The organism is Edaphobacter sp. FHG110511_03 (assembly GCF_059115365.1).
In genome coordinates this window covers 42,094-61,931 of record NZ_JBZYWL010000010.1, presented here as the reverse complement: position 1 = coordinate 61,931, position 19,838 = coordinate 42,094, and the positions used below count along the sequence as shown (strand labels likewise).

16 protein-coding genes and 1 pseudogene are annotated in these 19,838 nt (G+C 50.9%); 12 read left to right on the top strand and 5 right to left on the bottom strand.

What is annotated here, in order from left to right:
• Nucleotides 1–56: 56 nt before the first annotated feature.
• The gene (locus AC5S26_RS26815) at nucleotides 57–1,298 is read right to left on the bottom strand and encodes a tyrosine-type recombinase/integrase (protein WP_494188022.1); all 1,242 of its coding nucleotides are present in this window, start codon (nucleotides 1,296–1,298) and stop codon (nucleotides 57–59) included.
• Between the two features lie 767 nt (nucleotides 1,299–2,065).
• On the opposite strand from AC5S26_RS26815, the gene AC5S26_RS26810 reads away from it, so the two are divergent.
• From AC5S26_RS26810 to AC5S26_RS26780, 7 genes are all read left to right on the top strand, one after another.
• Nucleotides 2,066–2,746 (top strand): TnsA endonuclease N-terminal domain-containing protein, encoded by a 681-nt coding sequence (locus AC5S26_RS26810; RefSeq protein WP_494188021.1) that lies wholly within the window; start codon nucleotides 2,066–2,068, stop codon nucleotides 2,744–2,746.
• A gap of 3 nt (nucleotides 2,747–2,749) precedes the next feature.
• The gene (locus AC5S26_RS26805; protein WP_494188020.1) at nucleotides 2,750–4,570 is read left to right on the top strand and encodes a TnsB C-terminal domain-containing protein; all 1,821 of its coding nucleotides are present in this window, start codon (nucleotides 2,750–2,752) and stop codon (nucleotides 4,568–4,570) included.
• Nucleotides 4,567–5,463, top strand: a complete 897-nt coding sequence (locus AC5S26_RS26800; RefSeq protein ID WP_494188019.1) for a TniB family NTP-binding protein — start codon at nucleotides 4,567–4,569, stop codon at nucleotides 5,461–5,463. The genes AC5S26_RS26805 and AC5S26_RS26800 overlap by 4 nt, the downstream gene beginning before the upstream one ends.
• A 17-nt stretch (nucleotides 5,464–5,480) precedes the next feature.
• Entirely contained in the window at nucleotides 5,481–6,050 is a 570-nt protein-coding gene (locus tag AC5S26_RS26795) for a TniQ family protein (RefSeq protein WP_494188018.1), read from the top strand.
• A gap of 846 nt (nucleotides 6,051–6,896) precedes the next feature.
• Entirely contained in the window at nucleotides 6,897–8,048 is a 1,152-nt protein-coding gene (locus AC5S26_RS26790; protein ID WP_494188017.1) for a hypothetical protein, read from the top strand.
• A gap of 297 nt (nucleotides 8,049–8,345) precedes the next feature.
• Nucleotides 8,346–9,818: a S8 family peptidase gene (locus AC5S26_RS26785; RefSeq protein WP_494188016.1), complete on the top strand. Its 1,473-nt coding sequence runs from the start codon at nucleotides 8,346–8,348 to the stop codon at nucleotides 9,816–9,818.
• 578 nt (nucleotides 9,819–10,396) lie between these two features.
• The gene (locus AC5S26_RS26780) at nucleotides 10,397–11,899 is read left to right on the top strand and encodes a hypothetical protein (RefSeq protein WP_494188015.1); all 1,503 of its coding nucleotides are present in this window, start codon (nucleotides 10,397–10,399) and stop codon (nucleotides 11,897–11,899) included.
• 234 nt (nucleotides 11,900–12,133) lie between these two features.
• Here AC5S26_RS26780 and AC5S26_RS26775 read toward each other — a convergent pair whose 3' ends face one another.
• On the bottom strand, nucleotides 12,134–12,442 hold the full coding sequence (locus AC5S26_RS26775) for a S41 family peptidase (RefSeq protein ID WP_494188014.1): 309 nt from the start codon (nucleotides 12,440–12,442) through the stop codon (nucleotides 12,134–12,136).
• Nucleotides 12,443–12,814: 372 nt separating this feature from the next.
• Here AC5S26_RS26775 and AC5S26_RS26770 point away from each other — a divergent pair, with 372 nt between their 5' ends.
• From AC5S26_RS26770 to AC5S26_RS26755, 4 genes and pseudogenes are all read left to right on the top strand, one after another.
• Nucleotides 12,815–13,120, top strand: a complete 306-nt coding sequence (locus AC5S26_RS26770) for a hypothetical protein (RefSeq protein ID WP_494188013.1) — start codon at nucleotides 12,815–12,817, stop codon at nucleotides 13,118–13,120.
• A gap of 11 nt (nucleotides 13,121–13,131) precedes the next feature.
• On the top strand, nucleotides 13,132–13,416 hold the full coding sequence (locus tag AC5S26_RS26765) for a helix-turn-helix domain-containing protein (protein WP_494188012.1): 285 nt from the start codon (nucleotides 13,132–13,134) through the stop codon (nucleotides 13,414–13,416).
• A gap of 264 nt (nucleotides 13,417–13,680) precedes the next feature.
• Nucleotides 13,681–14,809: pseudogene (locus AC5S26_RS26760) on the top strand (IS110 family RNA-guided transposase).
• A gap of 779 nt (nucleotides 14,810–15,588) precedes the next feature.
• Complete coding sequence (locus AC5S26_RS26755) at nucleotides 15,589–16,095, top strand: hypothetical protein (RefSeq protein ID WP_494188011.1); 507 nt, start codon at nucleotides 15,589–15,591, stop codon at nucleotides 16,093–16,095.
• 233 nt (nucleotides 16,096–16,328) lie between these two features.
• Here the strand turns inward: AC5S26_RS26755 and AC5S26_RS26750 are convergent, their stop codons facing one another.
• Entirely contained in the window at nucleotides 16,329–16,892 is a 564-nt protein-coding gene (locus AC5S26_RS26750; RefSeq protein WP_494188010.1) for a hypothetical protein, read from the bottom strand.
• A complete protein-coding gene (locus AC5S26_RS26745; protein WP_494188009.1) occupies nucleotides 16,893–18,323 on the bottom strand; it encodes an SEC-C domain-containing protein in 1,431 nt (476 codons plus the stop codon).
• Nucleotides 18,324–18,714: 391 nt separating this feature from the next.
• Between AC5S26_RS26745 and AC5S26_RS26740 the strand changes: the two genes are divergently transcribed.
• Nucleotides 18,715–19,059 (top strand): DUF6984 family protein, encoded by a 345-nt coding sequence (locus tag AC5S26_RS26740; protein WP_494188008.1) that lies wholly within the window; start codon nucleotides 18,715–18,717, stop codon nucleotides 19,057–19,059.
• Nucleotides 19,060–19,299: 240 nt separating this feature from the next.
• Here AC5S26_RS26740 and AC5S26_RS26735 read toward each other — a convergent pair whose 3' ends face one another.
• Nucleotides 19,300–19,758, bottom strand: a complete 459-nt coding sequence (locus AC5S26_RS26735) for a hypothetical protein (protein WP_494188007.1) — start codon at nucleotides 19,756–19,758, stop codon at nucleotides 19,300–19,302.
• Nucleotides 19,759–19,838 lie beyond the last annotated feature (80 nt).

Genomic DNA, 19,838 nt, shown 5'->3' with positions numbered 1-19,838 from the left:
CGCGTATCCGGTCTGACGCTTAAGGTCGATATATTTTGTGACGGCTAAAGCTAATTTCAATTCAACCATCGCAAGCTGAATGATGCCACCTGTTCCAGTGTCTTCAGGTCAAACTTCGCGTAGATGCTCACCGAAGACATGTCAGAATGCCCTAGGAAGTCTGCAACATCCTTCAACGGCGAGCCTTCACGCAAGAGCTTTGTGGCGCAAGAATGTCGTAATGCGTGAAGGCCAAAATTCTCAGATTTTATATTCAGATACCTCATTCTTTCGGCAACGATGGCATACGTAACCGTGGGATTCATGGGTCGATAAGGTGGTCTGATCGCGATGAACAAACTTCTGCATGAGCATTTCGCGCGCCCATTACGGAGATAATTCAGAATTTTCTCGCCGACTTCGAATTGAAGCGGAAATTGTTGGATTTGCCTTGATTTGCCCCGATGAACAGTGATTGTTTCAGCTGTCCAATCGATGTCGCAAAGTCTCAAACGCGCCACTTCACATTGTCGCAAGGCATAGATTGCACTTAGCGCCACAAACGCCGCAGCCCTCAAATCTGAGGGTGTGGATCCGAATCCATGGTCGAGTAGACGTCTGACGTCTCGCCACTCGGGGCCTTTGGGTTTGTTCTCATATCGACAGACTGGTTCATAATTGATTCTTGGAGCTATTTTAGAAACGTTGAAACCGTCGGACGTTGCGTATCGAAAAAACGCGCGCAACGCGGCGACTATCCCGTTGATTGTCTTGGGTCGGAAACCGCGTTCGCGGCAATGTTCCAAGTATTCCTCGACATCCCCAATATCAATCTCGGCAAACGACGGAATCCTCGTACCTGCCCATACAAGAAACTGGGTTGCACGCCGCAAATAGTGGCGCGTGGAATAATCTGAGCGCCCACAGTCCACAGTTATGTGACGATTAAACCGTTCGAGTAAAGTATCACTTTCATTCTTTACTGTAACCATAGGGCTGATGACGTTCGCAAATTGAAACCATCTCATCGCGACGGTGCTGAAGTATTTTGGAGATTTAGAATGCCGTCCTCTACCCCGATAGGAGTCCTTGCACCACCGCGCGGCGGCATCCGCCACTTCCGAAGTTTGAATTGATCGCAATGACTCTAATCCTAATAAGCGAACGATGTTAAGAAGAGTCGCCGCGATTGCTTTGAGCTGAATTATCGCTATCCCTCGATCGTAAAGGAAGGTCAGAAAAGCCTCTCGCTCGAGCAAAAGGGGAGCAGCTCGATGACGAAGACGTGTGCTTTCGTAGGTGAAGATCCGGTCGATCATTGCCAACTCTCGAGCTGTCGACATTCCTAGCGTAACGTCCAAGAACTTTAGATTCGAACCTAGCCCACGTCAATCTAAATGAAGGCCTAGATCTAAGTATTTCAGTAGGTTTGCAGTTGGCTATTTATCTATTGCTGATAGCTAAATTTGAGTCTTCGTGCAAACCACGAAGAGCTCTAGGGCAGACCACAACTGTCGACGATTGTTGTTCTGCTACTAGATCCGTGCAGAGCAGGAGATCCTTTGTTTTGTTTGTCTCAGGTATCGGCAGATCCTTCTGACGTTTTTAGCCGCCCGATGCATGCTGGATCCCGATTATGGATCTCGTGAAGTGCTTAGGACGCCTATTTTTTGGTTTGCCGAAGACTGAACTTTCCAGGAAAAATCTTGACAAAAACAACGCAGGGTGGAAAAATTTCTCGCCGATGTGTGTTGTTCTGAACACACAAATACATATTTATTGGTCCAGTGTCAGGACCGGGGAGTTTGTATTTCCCACTGTTGTTAGACCAAGCCGACCGAGAGAGCCGTTCGTATCTTTCTAAAATCGTGAATCGGTGCGGTGTTTCCTTTATTCATCGATGCTCTGTGGGCGCTCGTTCGAGCATACCCTTTAATGACACGGCACCGGACAATCGCGATCCTGTATGAACTTTTTCGATTACTGTCGATCATATCGCGACCAACAGCGGAGGTAGTCAGATTTGTAGAGCTCATCACGAGACGGGAGTTGGTTAGGCAAAACCTCTGACGGTGCGAGGTGTCAGATGCCGGTAAAGAAAATTCTCAAGAATTATCGGAGCTTGACGGGATTCATAGTCGCCGAAAATGGCAATCCTGTTCATTATCAGTCTTCCTTAGAACGTGATCTCATCGTCATCGCGGATTTCCTATCCCATTCGATAGTCGAGCGGTTCGAGGAGCAGCCCTGCAAGATCAAGTACAGTTACGGTAAAGCGCCGTTGCGTCCCTATACCCCTGACCTTTGTGTTTGGTTCAGACTGGGAGGTGGGCCGTTCATTCGCCGTTGTTCTACCGCAAAACCTTGGCTGATTGAGACGAAATACAGGTCGGATCTGGTCAAGAATTGGAACGATTATCGACCTCGGTTCCGTGCGGCAATTCGATTTGCGGCCTTGTCCGGATACGCCTTTCATCTGATGACCGAGAGGTACGTCAGGACCCCATTGCTTCGAACTGCTCAATTTTTGCGGCCGTTTAGGAGAATTCCATTAGATCCCGAATTCGCTACAAGCATTATTGGTTTCGTGAAGGTCACGGAAACACCAACACCGGCGACGATCTTAGCTGCGCTTGTTGGAAATGATGAGAAGGCTAGACTGCGAGCTTTGCCACAGTTCTGGCGTCTTCTTGCGTTTGGGGAACTCTCCATGAATCTAAAACAACCGCTCACAATGAACACACGAGTATGGCAAAGGGGGCGATGATTTATGCCCGGCAATGTCGTAAACCTCAAACCTGGCTCCGAATTACAAGATAGTAGGGGTCGCTGGGTAGTGACTAGCTCGATCGATTTACAAACAATGTCGATCCACAATTTATCTACTGGCGAACGCGAAATATGCAAGCTGGCCACTATCGCTTCGCGGTTCTTTGGCACCTCGCGGTTATCTTCAGGGAAGTGCCGCATCATGAGCCAAGAGTGTCTTGCGCTGGCACAAAAACGACTGGGCCTACTTAAACCGTTTCTCAATCCGGCGCACAGAACTCGTTCAGCGATCAAGAAGGTTGCCAACGACCTTAACAAGCACCACTCGACAATCTATCGTTGGCTAAAAAAATACGATGAGACGCAGTCTGCATCAGTGTTCGTTGCAGAGACTCCTTCAGGTGGGAGAGGTAAAAAAAGACTTGCCTTACCCGTAGAGAAAAAGATGCTGGAGATTCTAGAGCGCGAGGTTAAAAGACAACCTAGGCCAGAATGGGACGAACTCGTGAAAATTGTGCGCGGCACGATCCGGGCAATGGGTTTCTTCCCACCCCACGAGAACACGATTCGTGACCGCTGGCAACATGAGATCGGCAAAGCGAAACAAGCTGGCAAGAGGACATGGCCCGACCATTATGATCCGGGACCTTGCGTTTGGCAGATAGACCACCTCAGGGTCAACACTATGGTTGCCGATGAGGAATTTCGCTTCTATCTTGAACGTCCGTGGATCACGATCGCAGTCGATGTACTTAGCCGAGCGATTCCGGGGTTTGCAATTTCAGACACACCGGACGCTGATTCTGTCGGTCTGTGTCTTGCTCGATGCATTCTTCCAAAGGATAACTGGCTCAAAGAACTCGGGGTACCCGGCGAATGGCCCATCCATGGACTGCCAATGACCATTCACGCTGATAACGCTAAGGTGTTTAGAGGAAACATGTTGAAGCAAGTCTGTTTGGATTACGGAATGGACTTGCAGTGGCGCAAAGTGATGACTCCGCAATACGGAGGGCACATTGAGCGCTACGCTGGAACGCTTTCGAAGTTCTTCAATTCGTTGCCTGGCACCACAGGTCCGGCCCCTGACTGCAATGATGCCTACGACTCGGCGGCCGAGGCCTGCCTCACACTGAACGAACTCGAAATTCTTGTGGCGGATGAAATTGTAAACCGCTACCACCTTAGCAAGCATGCTGGAATTGGAGGGTTAGCACCTCTCGAAAAGTATCGCCGTTGCATACTGGGAACGGATGATCAGCCCGGAACAGGATTACCGTTTGTACCACTCGACGAACGTAAACTCCGGATCGAACTCAGCCCGATTTTCTATCGAACGATCCAAAAAACAGGAGTCGAAATCGACAATATCCAGTACTACGATCCAATCTTGGATCCGTTTATTCAAACTGCCAAGAAGGGCACCAAATATAAATTTCACCGTTTCAACGGCTTCATTGCGCCAATCTATTTCTGGAATCCTAACGATGAGTTCTATTACGAGATCCCTTATAGGAATCTCGAGCACGACATCATCAATATCCATAATCTCCGTGAAGCGCGAAGTGAAATCATCAAAGCGCGGGAAGAGCTTAACGAAGCTCACATCTTTGAGTATTACTGCCGCAAGCGAGCTCGCGAGGACGAAGCTAAGGAAAAATCAAGAATGGCACGATTGGCAATTAGTAAGCGTCCAGAGAATCTTGCTCTTTCGGGACGCCTGAATGTACCTGTACCGGCTGTACCAAAGATGCCGATTTTGCCTGATCAACAGGAGGTTGAAGGCGAGTGCGAGCCCTTCGAACATCTGGAGGAATTATGATCACATCCCAATTGATGCGGAGAGCGGAATCTCTGCTCCAATCCTCTGATCAAGACCGAATCGAGTATCTCAGGTCTGATAGGTGGATTGGATACGCCGCCGCCGAGGACATTCTGGCTCATCTAAATCGCCTCATAACCGGTCCGAAAAAAACCCGCATGCCTGGTTCGCTTATTGTCGGACGTTCCAACAATGGAAAAACCACCCTTGTAGAATACTTCCGCGATAAAACTAATCCTCCCGAAGATCCTGAAGCGGAATGCAGTCGATTCCCTGTTGTTCTAATTGAAGCTCCGCCAACTCCGACCGAAACCGGCATATATCGATATCTTCTTGAGGCGGTGCGGGTACCAGCATCTGCCCAACGGGGCCCAGAGTCACTCTTTATTCAAATCCTTTCGGTATTTCCTGCGTTGGGTGTAGAGATGATCATATGTGAGGAGATTCACAACACCCTCGCGTGTAGCGGGAAACAGCAGCGTCGAGCCTTAAATACTCTTAAGTTCCTCACTAATAGACTTGGAATTTCGCTCGTTCTGACCGGTACCCGTGACGCATTCAATGCTCTTGAAGTCGATGATCAGAGCGCCACAAGATTCCCCCCTGTCTGGCTTCCTCAATGGAAGCTCGGGCAAGAATATAAGAGGTTGCTGTTGTCGATTGAGAGATTTCTCCCGCTGAGGAATCCGTCTTATCTTAGCCAACAGCCAGAACTTATGAATTCTATCCTCACGATGAGCGATGGAACGATCGGTGGGATATGCGACCTGGTCAATGCGGCGGCAGAAGTTGCCATCCGAGATCAGTCCGAAGCTATATCTCCATCAACCGTAAAAAAAATAAAGTGGATCCCTTTGCGTGAGGGCAGAAAACATGCGATGACAGCCCTCTAGATGTATGTGATAGGTGGATGATTGTGTACAACGACAACATTAATCTGTTGGGATGTAGACCGAAACCATTACTTGATGAATTGTTCTCCTCATGGTTGATTAGAGTCGCTCATGCGCAGAACCTGAAGCTCCAGACGTTCTGTCATATGGTGTGGCCGAACGTCGCATTGTGGAATCGCGACTGCGATCGTCGTGCAAACTCCAATGTGGTCACCGACCTCGCAGATATGACAGGAATTTCTAAGGATGAGGCATTTGCTACTCTTCTGACATGCTACGAAGGCATTCTTTTCGACCGGACGACTCGAACCGGACACACTAAATGGATTCTTCCGCTGGGAGTTTTCCATCGCTTGAGACGCAGAAGGGGTCTTCAATATTGCCCTCAATGCCTTCAAAGTCAAACGCCATATTTCAAAAAGACGTGGCGGCTCTCTCTCTATACAATTTGTGAGGAACACCAGTGTTACCTCCATGATGCGTGCCCTCACTGTGCTAGACCAATTCATCCGCATCGCGGGGAAATGGGGGATAGAAAGCGCGTCGAACCGCGCGGCATCTTTCGTCTGCTGTATGTGTGGCTGTGACCTTAGGGAGGCCTGTGACAACGAAAGAGTTCCTGGCGCACTGTTCAGATTGCAGCACGGTCACTCACTCATATTGAACCATGCGATAGATCCGCCTGACTCGGAAAGCACCGCGTCGTACTTCAATACACTCGCTCAGATTCTAGGTCTCATCACGAGCACCCGCCCGCGCGCGTATAGATTTCGGAAACTTCTCTCTGAAGCATCAGGAGTTTCAATATCTGAGATCACACCCAAGGAAAGGTTTCCTATACACTTCGACGCATTTTGCGTTACTGACCGAGCCAAAGTACTGCAAACAGTCGCATGGCTTTTTGATGATTGGCCGGCGAGGTTTCGATCACTGATAGTCCTGGGTAAACTCCGAACCTCCGATCTAAAGGGCCAGCTTGTTGATGCTCCGGAGTGGTTCTCGGCCGCTATACGTAGACCGATGCGATATCGTCCCGCTCTCCTCGCTAAGAGGCGGCCGTTCCGTGGTAATCCCCTATCGATGTTAGCGGACGACGGATTCCAATGAACTCAAAATAGGGAGTTTTGTTGGTGAAAATATTTAAGTTATGGGCCAGAGGTTATGACTTTGTTGCCTCTCGGAATAACTCTGACAGCGGTTCGCGGAGAAGGTCCTTTGGCGAGAGACAGCCGCATGAGGATTACCGTTGACGGTTGCACAACCTGCAATGCCAAGTGCCTTAACGCGATACAGAGATTTCGCGCGAGTGTTTCTGAAGGTCCTAATAACTTCTCTGTAGATCGTCATACATGATCGTCGGGCCCGCCGCCAAATCGGAATTGAGCACGACAAATGCTACCCATGTTGCCGGAGTTCGCTAGAATCGTCATGCTATGCAACGCACTTCCGCAGCCTCCCTGTCAGCGAACGAGATCCTCGGTCTTCTTGACAAGGACGAGCTCGCTGACCTTGCCAAACAAGTTGAATCACAAGGGAGCGGTACGACTGAGGCACTTCTGGCCCTGTCCCCCGCTCGGTTGCTGTTTGAGATGGTGAAGTTGCGGCTGCCATTTGTCCGAATGATGAATGATGTCGCGACGATGCTCGGCCAAATTGAAGCGAACCTGAAAGGAAACATTCGGTTCATCGTTTTACCCGGACTAGCGTCCGAAGTTGAACTGGATTTCGGGCCTCAACTCCGCGGAGCGGTAGCGACCGCGCTAAATCAAAGCTTCCTTGTAGAGCACTCCCAATGTATAGCAAAACGACTGAGCGATTTAGACCGCCTTGTCCACTCGATTTGCGAGAACGTCAAATCGACGCGTGTCAGTCACAAGGGTCAGAGGGCAGAAATGCTTGAGCGCCAAGCTCAGATGTCTGATCCGGCGAGAGCATTACTATATCTACGGTTAGCAGAAAAAGACACGCGCTACCAGTTCGAATACAACCCGACCGATATTTATCGACTGAAAGGTCTGAGTGAAAGGCTGGAGGAGCTGGAGGCATTGATAAAAAAGGTTCTGGTGGCAAGTCCAGATATTTCGGCGCTGATTTCAGGATTGCCTGAAGGCGTTGTCAAGTTGTCCGCTGTTTTGCGGCAAAAAGCGCGCTTAGGTCCGATCAGTCTAGGCTATCCAATAGCGAGGCGAAGAGTTGAAGATGGCAAGTTCAATACTGTTGAACGTGCTGCGTATGACTTGCGAGAGGCAACCTTGGCAGCAAGCGAGTATGCGGACGCCGTGGACGGTATCTATGACTTCTTGAATCTTCAAATCTGGCGGCAGCGCTGGCGGGTCTACGAGTTATGGGTCCTTGCGCGAATTGTCCGGGTGATGATTATCGAAGGGGCGTTGATTGAGGACCACAGCGCAGGATTCGTGAGTCCACGAAGCCCGCGAAGCCGCCATCAATCTCATTCAGGTGAAATGGAAGACGCGGATACTGTCCCAGTTGCAGAATGGACCAGCCCGCTGAGGCGAACTGCAGCGAATGTTTCCCTAGGCGAAAAATGTTCGCGCGACATCGAAAATATAACGTTGACGTAGCTTGCCGCCCATGGTAGGTTCAGGAGCATTCCCGGGCCATGATCCGAAGTTGAGTTGTGCTTAGGTTATGGAGCCTCATGGCTTCAAATCTCGAGCGGTGGAGAAGTTATGCTCGTTGACTCGATAGGCTACTGCCGAGAACGGCCAATTAGATTTCTTTTTCGAATCGTCTTGCTATCGTTCTCGTGTCTTCCAACCTTGTTTTGTCAGCAAGAATTAAACCTTACAATAGCGGGTCAAAATATTCATCTAGTTCAACGTCCGGGTTCTCTGGCAATAAGAGTGGTCAAACCTTCCGTGGATATTGCGGTCACCGAGAGGTTCACTAATGTTTTTCAAACTGTTCAGGCAAGGACTCCGGACGCCGGGTTGCTTGGGATATCTAAGTCGACAATCGCAGGCGCACTTCCCTCGAGTGCAATTGCCTTAGAAAGAACCAATCAGATTCAACAAGTTCCGGTGTATGCAACCGATTCGGATTCAACAGATGTCGCGCTTTTCCCTGAGTTGATAGTCCAGTTCAGAGAGGGAACAGGCGACGATGTCGCTCGGCAAAGGCTCAGAGTATATGGAGCGCAAGTAGCAACTGCCACACGGATCCCTGGACGATATATCGTGAGTATGCCCCATCCCGAGAGTGTGGTCGCTGCCACTAAGAACATGCCGAAGTTCGTAAAGGAGATCTTATACGTCGAGCCGAACTTCTATTTCATCCATCGGTCAAATTCGCTCCCTCTAAAGCCTTCGGAAAAAGCTCCAGCGCCCTTACAGCCGTCGACCGTGCCCGCAGCTAATAGCTTTCCAGACCAGTGGACGCTCTCGAGCACACCTATCGATTTTGGCATCGTTCATTCGTGGACAGCATTCTCTGCGAAAGGCGACAATGTTAGGGTTGCCATAGTAGATGACGGCGTAGATCTCAATCACGAAGATTTGAAGGATGCCATCGAATCATATTGGGATACTACGACACGAACACCAATAGGAACAACAAGTCAGCTTCCCTATATCCTTCAACCTGAAGCAGTCCACGGAACGGCTTGCGCAGGCATTATTGCGGGAAGAGCTTTCAACGGAAACGTGATGGGTGTTGCCCCCAATGTCAAAATCATCGCAATAAAAGCTGCAAATTACGTAACGATAGACGGAGAACCGCAATGGGTGAACAGCACAGCCGCGCTGGCGGATGCCCTAGATAAAGCCAGCGAACTTGGCGCCGACATAATTAGCGCGAGTTGGGGGATGCCAAACGGATTAGTTTCTCAGGATATAGCACTCGCGATCGACCGCAGTCTCAACGGGAAAAATAAAAGGCTTGTTCTTCTATTTGCTGCAGGTAATGTGTTCGCGTCCGATCAACAACAAAAATTTGATATGGATTTTCCGGCAAGTTTGGCTGCTACAAAGTTGGGGGTAATCTCAGTCGCAGCTAGCTCACCTTGCGACGAGCTAAAGAGCTATTCCAGCTGTGACAACCAGGCCAACTGGTCGTCTAGGTATTTGCCAGTGCCCACGATTGTCGCCCCCGGAACTGCAATGCAGACGACCATACCGAACAACTCCTATTCCTCCTTTTCCGGGACCTCCGCAGCCACACCGTTTGCTGCGGGCGTCATTGCGCTCTTGATGAGTAAAGAACCCTTACTCACACGAGAACAGATCGTTTCTCGTATAACTCATTCGGCTAGATCCGTCGCAATGGGCAACACTCGGTATCCGCGTCTAGATGCATTCTGTGCTCTATCGGGCGACTCTGCTTGCCAAAACTAACTGGTATAGCCATCACACTCATTAGCGGTGCTTTGCACGCTAGTGGGTTGATGTCAATTGGTCAGCAACCTAAGCCTAATACCACCTCAGATTCGCAGATATTTGCATTTATGTCTAAAGACACTGGCAAGCCTAGGGGTGCCAATTGTGCTGCGATTCGTGTAAGCCCGCGATGCATGAGTCTATCTATCCCTCAAGCCAGCGATTTTGGAATATTCGTATGTTCGTGTTCATCAAAAAACGAACGACTCCAGGCTGCCTTCGTGGATTTCAGCAGGCATTTCCAACTACTGCAAGCTGAAGTGACAAGTTCGAATCGCGGTTGGGTCATCTACACGCGGGACGTCAAATTACTGATCACCCCCGGAAAATCGCGGAATGAGGTCGTTGCCAATCTTTATAAGACACCGTTTACAGTGTCGGATTCCGATCAGCTTTCTCCTTATCGATTATTCGTTCGCAGAAAAGACGGTGCTATACCCACAAGAAACGATCTTGATCACCTTAGGGCCTCTTTGGGACTTGATGTAGAAGTAGAAACAATTGTTATATCGAGATAAGCGAAAGGACCACCCAACATGGTTCGCAATTTGATTTTGCTCATTGCATTTGCCTTCGCGTTTTCAATGGTTAACACTGGCTTTGCTCAATCGACCGATTCGGACGATCTTTCGGTCAAGATCAGTGATTTACAAAAACAACTGCAACTTGCCCAAGCGAAGCTGGCTCTTGATGAACAGAACACTGCGTCAGCTGCGCAGAAATTGAAGGACCAAACTGATCTTGTTACGGCCCAAAGCAATTTACTCTCTGCTAGACTTACAGAACTGCAGAATAAGCAAGCGCTCGCTCAAAGTGCTTTGAGCCTAGGCACTTCATCGTCGAATGCTCAAAGCGATTTTGCAACTGCACAGCTCAAAGCGCTGCAGTCACAACAATCACTGTCGGATAGTGCTGTCAGTCTTAAAACCGATTCGGTTAACGCCCAGAATGATTTTGTTTCGGCACAAAATAACCTTCTTAATAGCCAGATTACCGGCATGAAGATGTTGCTGCCCTCGGTACAATCTGGCGTCCAAGGCTCAATATCGGGCGACGGGGGCACGATTAGAAGTACAGTCGAAGGTTGGAAGGCGCTAAACCCTGTTGTGGCGTCGTTGGCGGGTCGAGTTCACACGGACCTAAACGTCCCATCGAGAGGATCTGCCTGCAACGTCATAGTGAATCCGTCAAATCTTGATGACTATGTACTCTCGAAATGGCTCACAGGCTCACTGAACGCCGTCTCCAAAGCTTTACCAAATAAAATTATTTCCCTAAGGAATCAAACACCTAAAGACCTACTATCGGTAAATTCCCAACAGGGTGCTGGCCCATCGGGACTGTTGGCTATTCCGGCCCTCAGTGGCGCGGTGGTTGACTCCATTGTAAGTATTTCAAAACTGTTCAGGGTAGACAGATCTATAACCGGGGGGTCGATAACTACTTCAAATGAGGTGTTATTTAATGCATGGGCGGCGGGATTTGCCGGAAAATGCCAAGTTTTAGACATTGATCATTTACTCGTGCCAAATGATCAATACATAACAATTCTAGAGCAATCAAAATTCGAAGCGAGCATAAAGGCTGTCTCAGAACCCCTGGCCGAACTCGACCGGCTTTATCAATCAGTCAGCGCTACTGCAACGGCGCTCGAATCAGATCCAACGCTATCCAAAGCGAAAGCCGCTCTCTATGACACCGCTGTTGCTCGTTGGAAGGATACGAGCGATAAGCTACATCAAGCTATCGATCCAATCGCCTCCATTCCGATTACGTCAACAGATAGCTTAAGTCTCAAGATCCTGCGCGGGGTGATGTTGGATAATTTTTTTGAGACTCAACATGGTGCAGTGCTCTATTCGAAGGTGGAAGCACTCGGCAATACTCGGGTGATAAAGAAGACTACTTTTGTCTCAGATAAGGAGTACGAATCTATAGGATATGTAGTTTCTTTTCGTTTAATCGATCAGTCGGGAAGCGTGATTGACGCCTCGATCAACGCAAGCAACTCTCCTTATACTCGTGAGCAATTGCCATGATTTGCTAAACATTCATCCAATGCTTGTGGTCACGCCGACTCGTAAATCGATCATCTACTGGGGACGATTGTAGGCAAGTTGTGCGAATTCTGCCAGTGTTGGGGGCAGATCGACTCGATGAGCGCCCCGGGATTTCAGCGTTGGCCTATCGATTGAAAAACTGGCCAAAGGTAAGACCGAAGGGTGCACAGACGGTCATTTCAGTTGGCGCGCCTACAGACGGGTACTTACATTTTATTGTGCGGTAGTTAGCCCAGAAAGAGCCGCCTGCAGGGCGACATCGGCGGACTCGTCCGGTTGGCTCATAGGCTCTGGAAAGGAAACGTCCGGTTCGATGCCTTCGTTGTACACACGATTCGATCGATCTGCGTTGACTGCGTTGTTGAGCAACAGAGTAGCTCCATCGGACAGCGGGTATTCCGAATTTGAACTTGACAGCCCATAGGAATGGGTTCCGAACAACCGCGTACGTGAACGACTTTCAAGGGCGACGGCAATTGCTTCTGCGGAGCTCGATGTGCCACTCTCGATGAGAACGGCCACAGTTGGTAGCTTTGAGAGTGTCAGCGGAGGATTAGGCTAAATCCGTTCACATGGTTTCGTCTTTCGTCGCTTTACGCGTGAAAGGCCCGACTACCAGGAACCGCTAAGCGGGATAGTAACCTGTCGCCAAATTGGTGTCTCTTTTTTCGTTGAAACCTCGATGAGTGCATTGGCGATTTATCGCTCTTCGAGAACTTGGATTTCGCTTCCTATGTCCAGATGACGAGAAGAGCGTTTTCTATGAGCAGGTCACTGATGTCAAGGTTTGGCTTTCTATCTTTTCCTTCATAGAGCTTTTTTGTTGCTGGTTGCATTGCGGCGCCCTGTTGCTCTCCACCGGGTTTCTATTCGCACTCTGGATAAGCTGACTTGATGCGAGCTCGGTGCCGGTTGGGGTTCGAGAGGAGAGTCGATGCTGCTATTTATCGGTCGGCCTCGAAGGACAAAACGCTCACGCAGTCATCGGAACACGGTGTCGTCGCAACAGGTAAACATGGTTATCTCCTAGGCTACAGCGTCGTGGAACGGGATGTATGGCTCCTGCTTAGTCCAGATGCGATGAAGCAAGACAGCGAGCTTACGAGCAACGGCAACGACGGCCTTGCTCTTGGCCTGCTTGCCACCTCGTGCTGCCAGATGCGGGCCCCCACTGTCGGAATGCCGAGTCCCTTCCCGTGAGGTCGGAGGATGTGGTTCGCACACTCGATCAGCAGACTTCGGCGGAGATCGGTTTTACCCCGAAGCTTTTTGCGCGTATTACGCGGTTCCAAGTGGCATTAGACACAAAACGTGGTGCGCCGCGTTGGTCGTTGATGAACATCGCCCATCAGCTTGGTTACTTCGATCAGATGCATATGGTGCGAGATTTCCAGAGTTTGGGTGGCGCCCTACCGGGAGAGGTTCTTACGCAGATCGGAGACTACCAGCAGTGGTCTTTGGGGCCACAGGATCGTCCGTATACCTTTCCGACATGATGTGTTGTCGTTGTTGCGCTCCCAAAGAATCTCCAAATGGGGTCCGCTGATATGTAAGTCAGCTTGCATTTGATGATCACCAGCGCTGCAAAATCTCATTTGGTGCTAACAGTCAGCTTGCATTTGATGATCACCAGCGCTGCAAAATCTCATTTGGTGCTAACAGTCAGTATGGAGTGACCGGCGCCGATGCGCTGACCGTGGGTTAGGCTGTGAGTTCAGAAGGACGCACAGCTCAGAGCCACAAGCGGAAGGGAGCCGGTCATGAAGGAAAAGCTACGATTTTTGGGTTTGGATGTCCATGCCGAAACGATTGCCGTGGCGATCGCCGAGCCAGATGGCGAGGTACGAAGCCTGGGAACGATTCCGAACCGCACCGAATCGATACGCAAGCTGATCAGGAAGCTTGGCCCAGTAGAGAAGTTGCGAGCCTGTTATGAGGCAGGACCGACGGGTTATGTCGTTTACTGGCAGCTGGCAGAACTGGGCATCCAGTGCGAGGTTGTCGCACCCACGCTGGTACCGGTCAAGGCTGGTGATCGAGTAAAGACGGATCGGCGGGATGCTGAGAAGCTGGCACGTTGCTATCGATCGGGAGATTCTGACGGCGGTGTGGGTTCCAGATGAGGGTTCCGAGGCGTTGCGGGATCTGGTGCGTGCCCGCGAAGCAGCCAAGCAGGATCAGATGCGGGCACGGCATCGGTTGAGCAAATTTCTGTTGCGCTCAGGCCAGCGTCCACCGACCGGAGTTCGGCCGTGGACACGCCCCTATCTGATCTGGGTCGCGCAGCTACGTTTCACACAGATAGCTCAGGAGGCCACGCGACAGGATTATCTGCACGAGGTCGAGCACATGCGGGAGCGGGTAGCGCGCCTAGAGCAAGCCATCACCGAGGCGGTGAAGCTGGCCTCGCCCGCGTTACAACAAGTCATTAACGATCTACAGGCACTGCGCGGTATCGCAGATATTTCGGCTGTGACCATTGCGGCCGAATTGGGCCAGGTATCCCGCTTTGGCAGTGCTCGGCAACTGATGGGTTATTGCGGTGCTGTGCCCAGCGAAGACTCCAGCGGCAAGCGAACCAGACGCGGAGGCATCACTAAAACCGGAAACGCGCACTTGCGAAGAATCGTCGTCGAAGCCGCATGGAGCTATCGTCGCCCACCCTGTATCTGGTACGGACTGCGCAGACGCCAGGAGAGCATCTCCGAAGAGGCGAAAGAGATTGCGTGGAAAGCGCAACACCGGCTGCACAAGCGGTATATGAGACTGGGCGCAGCCGGCAAGGACCAGAGGAAGATCGTCACAGCAGTAGCCCGAGAGCTGCTGGGCTTTATCTGGGCTATTGGAATCAGAGCCGAGACTATTTCCAGGCAGCAAGCTGCAGCCTGACAACAACCAAAGCAAAAACAAAACTTCCTAAGAAGGAAAAAGCTAAGAACAGTGAATCGATGAACGCTGACACCCATCTCGAACACAGGGCCAGCAGCAGCCAGGGCAGGCACGAAGGAGAACCCTCGCTTGGCCTATGCGACAGGCTCGACCGGACTCGCGATAACAGTCAGAGGCAGCTCCCGACGGATCATGATTATGCGGTTCCGACCCGCGAATATCAGACTGATCAATCGTCGCTCAAAACTGCTCCGACTGCTGCTCGCTCTGTCTTCGGGAAAAGAAAACGCAAACCACCAAAACATCCCACAGATCGCGCCCAGTTGACACGGTCACTCCATATCAGGCCAATGCACTCATTGAACCGAGACCAGACCTTGAGGACAGGTCTGACCAAGTTTCGTTTTTCACGTCAAGAAGTTTTGGTGCATCCACTTCGCAGTTTTGAAAAATTGCTGCATCGACTCGGCATTTTTGCAGCTTTGGTGCATCCACTTCATAGTTTTTGTCGCATCCTCTTTATATGTAAGTTATTGAAATCTGGTTGAGGTTGTCGCATCCTCTTTTGTCTCTGACACCAGAAGAGGGTGCGACAAATACAAAAGAGGATGCGAAAGAAGCGCCCTAAACGCGAAATAAAACCGAAAACTGAGGCAAGCCTCACGCTAAAGCAGAGCTAAGAGGTGAGACCACCCCCCTACGGAAAGAGTGGTTCAACGAGATCGAAGCCCCTGATCTTGAGGTCGGCGACGACATCATTCCTGAGGAATTCAACTCGGATGCGTGGTGGAAGGCGCGATCTTAGCTATGACGTTTCCGAAAACGCGACTCTGCGGGTGCTTACCGGAATGGTCGCGGCAATCCCATTAGAAGGGCGAGCTGCTACGCTGACATCCATGCAAACGAAGACTATTTATGTCCCAATGCTGAATGAGGGAACGGACGTTTGGAAACCTGTGATGGCACAACCCATCAGCAGTGCAACGTACCGCATCGTAAGCGAACCCGTTGATTCAGATGACGAGGAATGGGCCTATAAAGCAGGGCAAGAAGTGGCTGTCGAGGAGCATGTCTTTCAGGACGGGAATCGCGGTCTGGTAGCAGTAGCGAAAGCGGCACACGCTCGATTGGACCTCACGCGAGAAGAGTTCGACATTGTCCAGAATGCACTGAATGAGATTTGCAACGGCATTGACCTTGAAGACGAGTTTGAGACTCGAATAGGTGCTACGCTCGGCGCGGCCCGCATTCTGCTTGAGCGTGTTGCGAGATTAGGGCGGCAGTAAGGTCCGTGCAACATACCGGTACGCTGGCAGCGGCTTCGCTACCGTAAAACGGGACTTTGCAGGCACTACTCGGCTTATTGGTAAACACAACGGCGTTTCTCGTTACAAGCTGGCAATCTCCTTGGATTGCGGGGTGAGCGACCCCGGGTCACGAGACGAGAGGCTCTTTCAGGCCGATGCTCGCACCTGTCAGTTCGCTTCGGGAATGCGCGGCAGTCACACCCGAACGAGCCCTACAAACCGAATTTCTTCATGTCTTGTTGCAAGCGCGCCGCTTCTTTAGGGGCGTTCCGTTGTTTGTAGACTTGCTGCGTGTGCGTCCGCATCGCAGCCTGGAGTTCATCGATATCAGCGATCCACGGACCTTTGATGAAGCCAGAAATGCTCCCGAAGCTTTCGTAGAAATCCGGGCTGTCTGGTCCGTACGTGACAGTTCTCCGCATATCGAATTCGTAGACCAAATCGCCGTTAACCTTGAGAGCGAAGGTCATAGGTGTTGTCGTGCTGTCATCGCTTCGATCTCTCTCGTCTTTTCCTTTGCAGCATTGCAGATGATAAGACCCGTCCTTGAATTTGAACTCATAAGAATCGCCGGAGTGGACGAGCGACTGAAGAACTTCGGGGAGGATCAGTTCAGGGTCTTTCTTGAGACGATCGTCGATGTATTGAAAGTTCGAATTGTAAAGTGACCATATCTTTTGGCTTAATTTCATATCGCGAGCGAGTTTCTTCCGGTTTTCGATTTCTGCGCGAATCTCTTCGGGGTTCATGCGTTTGTTCTCTCCAGAGCTTTCCATTTACTTTTTCCTATTCAGATCGATGAAAACTGATAGTGGTGTCTTCTTGCGGAAGGCGCTCCGCTTCATGTGCGCTTGAATCAATTCATTGACTCCATTTAGACCGAACCCTCCACCGGGCAATGCCAAACCATAATGACCTGTGAGTATTGCCCCGGCAGCTTGTATCGTTCCGCCGATGGCAGGAATCGCCCATTTCATCAGATCTCGATCAATCTCTGACCATTCGCCCTGCGCCTTCGCATACTCTCCCGCCAACTCGTCTTTGAAATCGCGTGCAAGCGATTCAGATCTCGCAGGGTCAGGTTCACCATCCACAGTGTCCCAAAGCTTTCGCATATACGCTCGAAACCCTGCGAGGCGACCTTCTTTGCGCATCTCAACAGCGAAGTTCGAATCGACATTATTGAGAAACTTGAAATCCAAGTTGGCAAAAGCGTTCGTTAGGGGACTCCAAACCTGTGCCCCAGAATCCAACTGATCAGCAGCACCCAATATCTCCTTCCAGCGAAACTTTACGTTTGTATACGGGAATGCTCCCATGGTCTGACACATGAAAAGACCCATCTCAAGATTGGCCCCCATCCGCATCGCCGTCATCTGGCCTGGCATGTTATCGAGTGTGTCGTTAGGGAGCAGTGGATTTTCGGCGCGACGCTTTTCCATGTAGGCGACTAAGTCGGTGACCTCTTTTTCCGAAATGCCAGGGATCGCTTCCTTCGCTTTCCTTGCCAGATATTCAGGAGGGGAAAGATAGAAGAGATCGGAGGTCTTTTGACGTCCGAACGAAGCTTCGACGTCTTCCTCACTCACGGGGTTCGGCCCAAGGCGGCTCAGCGCCATATTCCAAGTTTTCTCGCGGAGCTTGCGGTCAAAGTCCCCCGGATCGGGGATCAATATGACTAGACCAGCTGCTATCCAAGGAGCAAGGACTCGAAGGTGATACACCAGTCTGAGTGTTTGAACGCGCCATTCTCCCGGATTTACTACCGGGTTGTACTGTTCCGCCACAATGTTGGGGTTGTCGAATGGATTTACGAGTATGATCTGATCGGCATACAAGCTGAACCTGAAGACATTTTGCAGCATCATTTCAGGATCGTTTTCGCCAAGATAGAGAGCCCTCAGCGTGCTATCAGGCTTCGGCAAAAGGCTACGGTAATCGGTATTGACGGGCCACAGCCCTGCGATGAACTGGTAAAACTCGCGGATTCGCGCGTCCGACATGCCGCTCTTTACTTTTTCCCAAGGTTTACGGAGATTGAAGATGTCGGCTGCGCCGGCGATTAGGGTCAGATTCTTTTCGAAGAGGGTATTGGCACTACGAACCATACCGATTCGGTTGGCCTGACCTTCGTCTAAGGACATACAGCAATTCTTATATTTCTTGGGTAGTCCACAGTGGCATTGCTCATTTCGTCCGGGAGCCATGGCACCGATGATACTGGACGTTCCAGAGAGGGCGCGTCCGTGTCAGAGCGCGATAAAATGCAACGAGTCGTCGATCTTCTTTATGACGACAATGCTATCTCGCAATCGTGTGAAACTTCTGCTCATCAACGGTTATCGGGCCTCACTAAACCGAAAGAGTTCTACGACGTTGGCAAGTTGATGGGTTTGCAAAACGCAGACCAGATTAGTATCGAAAAGTCGGCTTCTCGGTAGTAATCCCGGACGGATCGACCATTCCTACCGGAAAACGGGAATTTGACCAAGTTCGACTCGTGATCGAAGCTGACCCGCTGAACTTGCTCAAAACCCGACTTTTCGAGAACAGCTCGAAGTGAACGCACTGGAAGAGCGACAGCAATAGGATTGAGCCATGTCTGATGGACAAGCACGACACCTGCGGCCGGATGAGACTGCCCTAATAGTGGCGATGCTCGCTTCTAAACGCGAAGAGCACTCACTCCAGCAGGAGCTTGCTACGGCTCTGGTAGAAGAGATGAAGGACGGCGGCATGGGGAGCCTGAAATTCGTCGGCGCCGCTGGACGGAAGTTCGGAGAACAGTTGGCCGAGGCGGAGTTTCAGGATGCGGACGGCGTGCCGCTGAGTATCACCATCAACGTCGATCAGCATGGATCGCTGTTCGAGATGGATGTTTGGAAGGTGGACTTCACTCCACTGATCCGTCTGCCTTCGCCGCCAAGAACCTCAGACAAGTGAATGATTCCCCAAAAACGGAGTTATCACCAAGCTCGACGCCCGAACCTTTTGGCCAGGTGAACTTGCTCAAAATCCGACTTTTGAGGCACGTCATCGGAAAGCCGACGCCACTTGTTCGAGAAGCCGGTTTTTCGGACACTTGCCTAGAACACTGATCGACTTGAATAGCTCAATGAGTGCATAGCTTTGTTATCACAAGTTGAGAGCTTGGACTTGCCGAAGATCCGAGTTTGCGGGGCATTACGGAATTTTTTCCGGTTTGTCAGGCCCGGTCGGAAGTTGCACCTGCGCGAGCGATGAAGATTTCCGCCCCCGCATTGTCTCCTGCTCGGCCCGGCTGCGCACGAGCTCCCGTCCCTCACCTCGGCCCGGCATCCAGACTTGGTAGAGGTAATAGTTGCTGTCTCCATATCGCCGAAAGATCAGGTGCCCCCAGCCCTTATCGTTTTGCTCCCAGGTGGGCTGGACCAACATCAGGTACTGCTTCTTGGTGGACTGGGTGTCGACGAACAAGAGATACCGCGGTGCCTGCAGTGAGATGCGATATTTGCCCGCAGGCACATTTTGGTCGTTGGCTGAGAAATCAAATGGAACCTTAACGGTGACCGACTTATCTTGTGCTGCCACCGGTCCAGATAGCGCCGCGCTGAGCGACAGCACCAGAGCTGCACAGGTAAGGATGGAAGATATACGAAACATGGCGAGCCTCCTCGATGATCCTGCGGCTTTGTCCTGCTCCAACTACCGCTCGGGAATATTCGCAATGTGCGCCGCCGCGG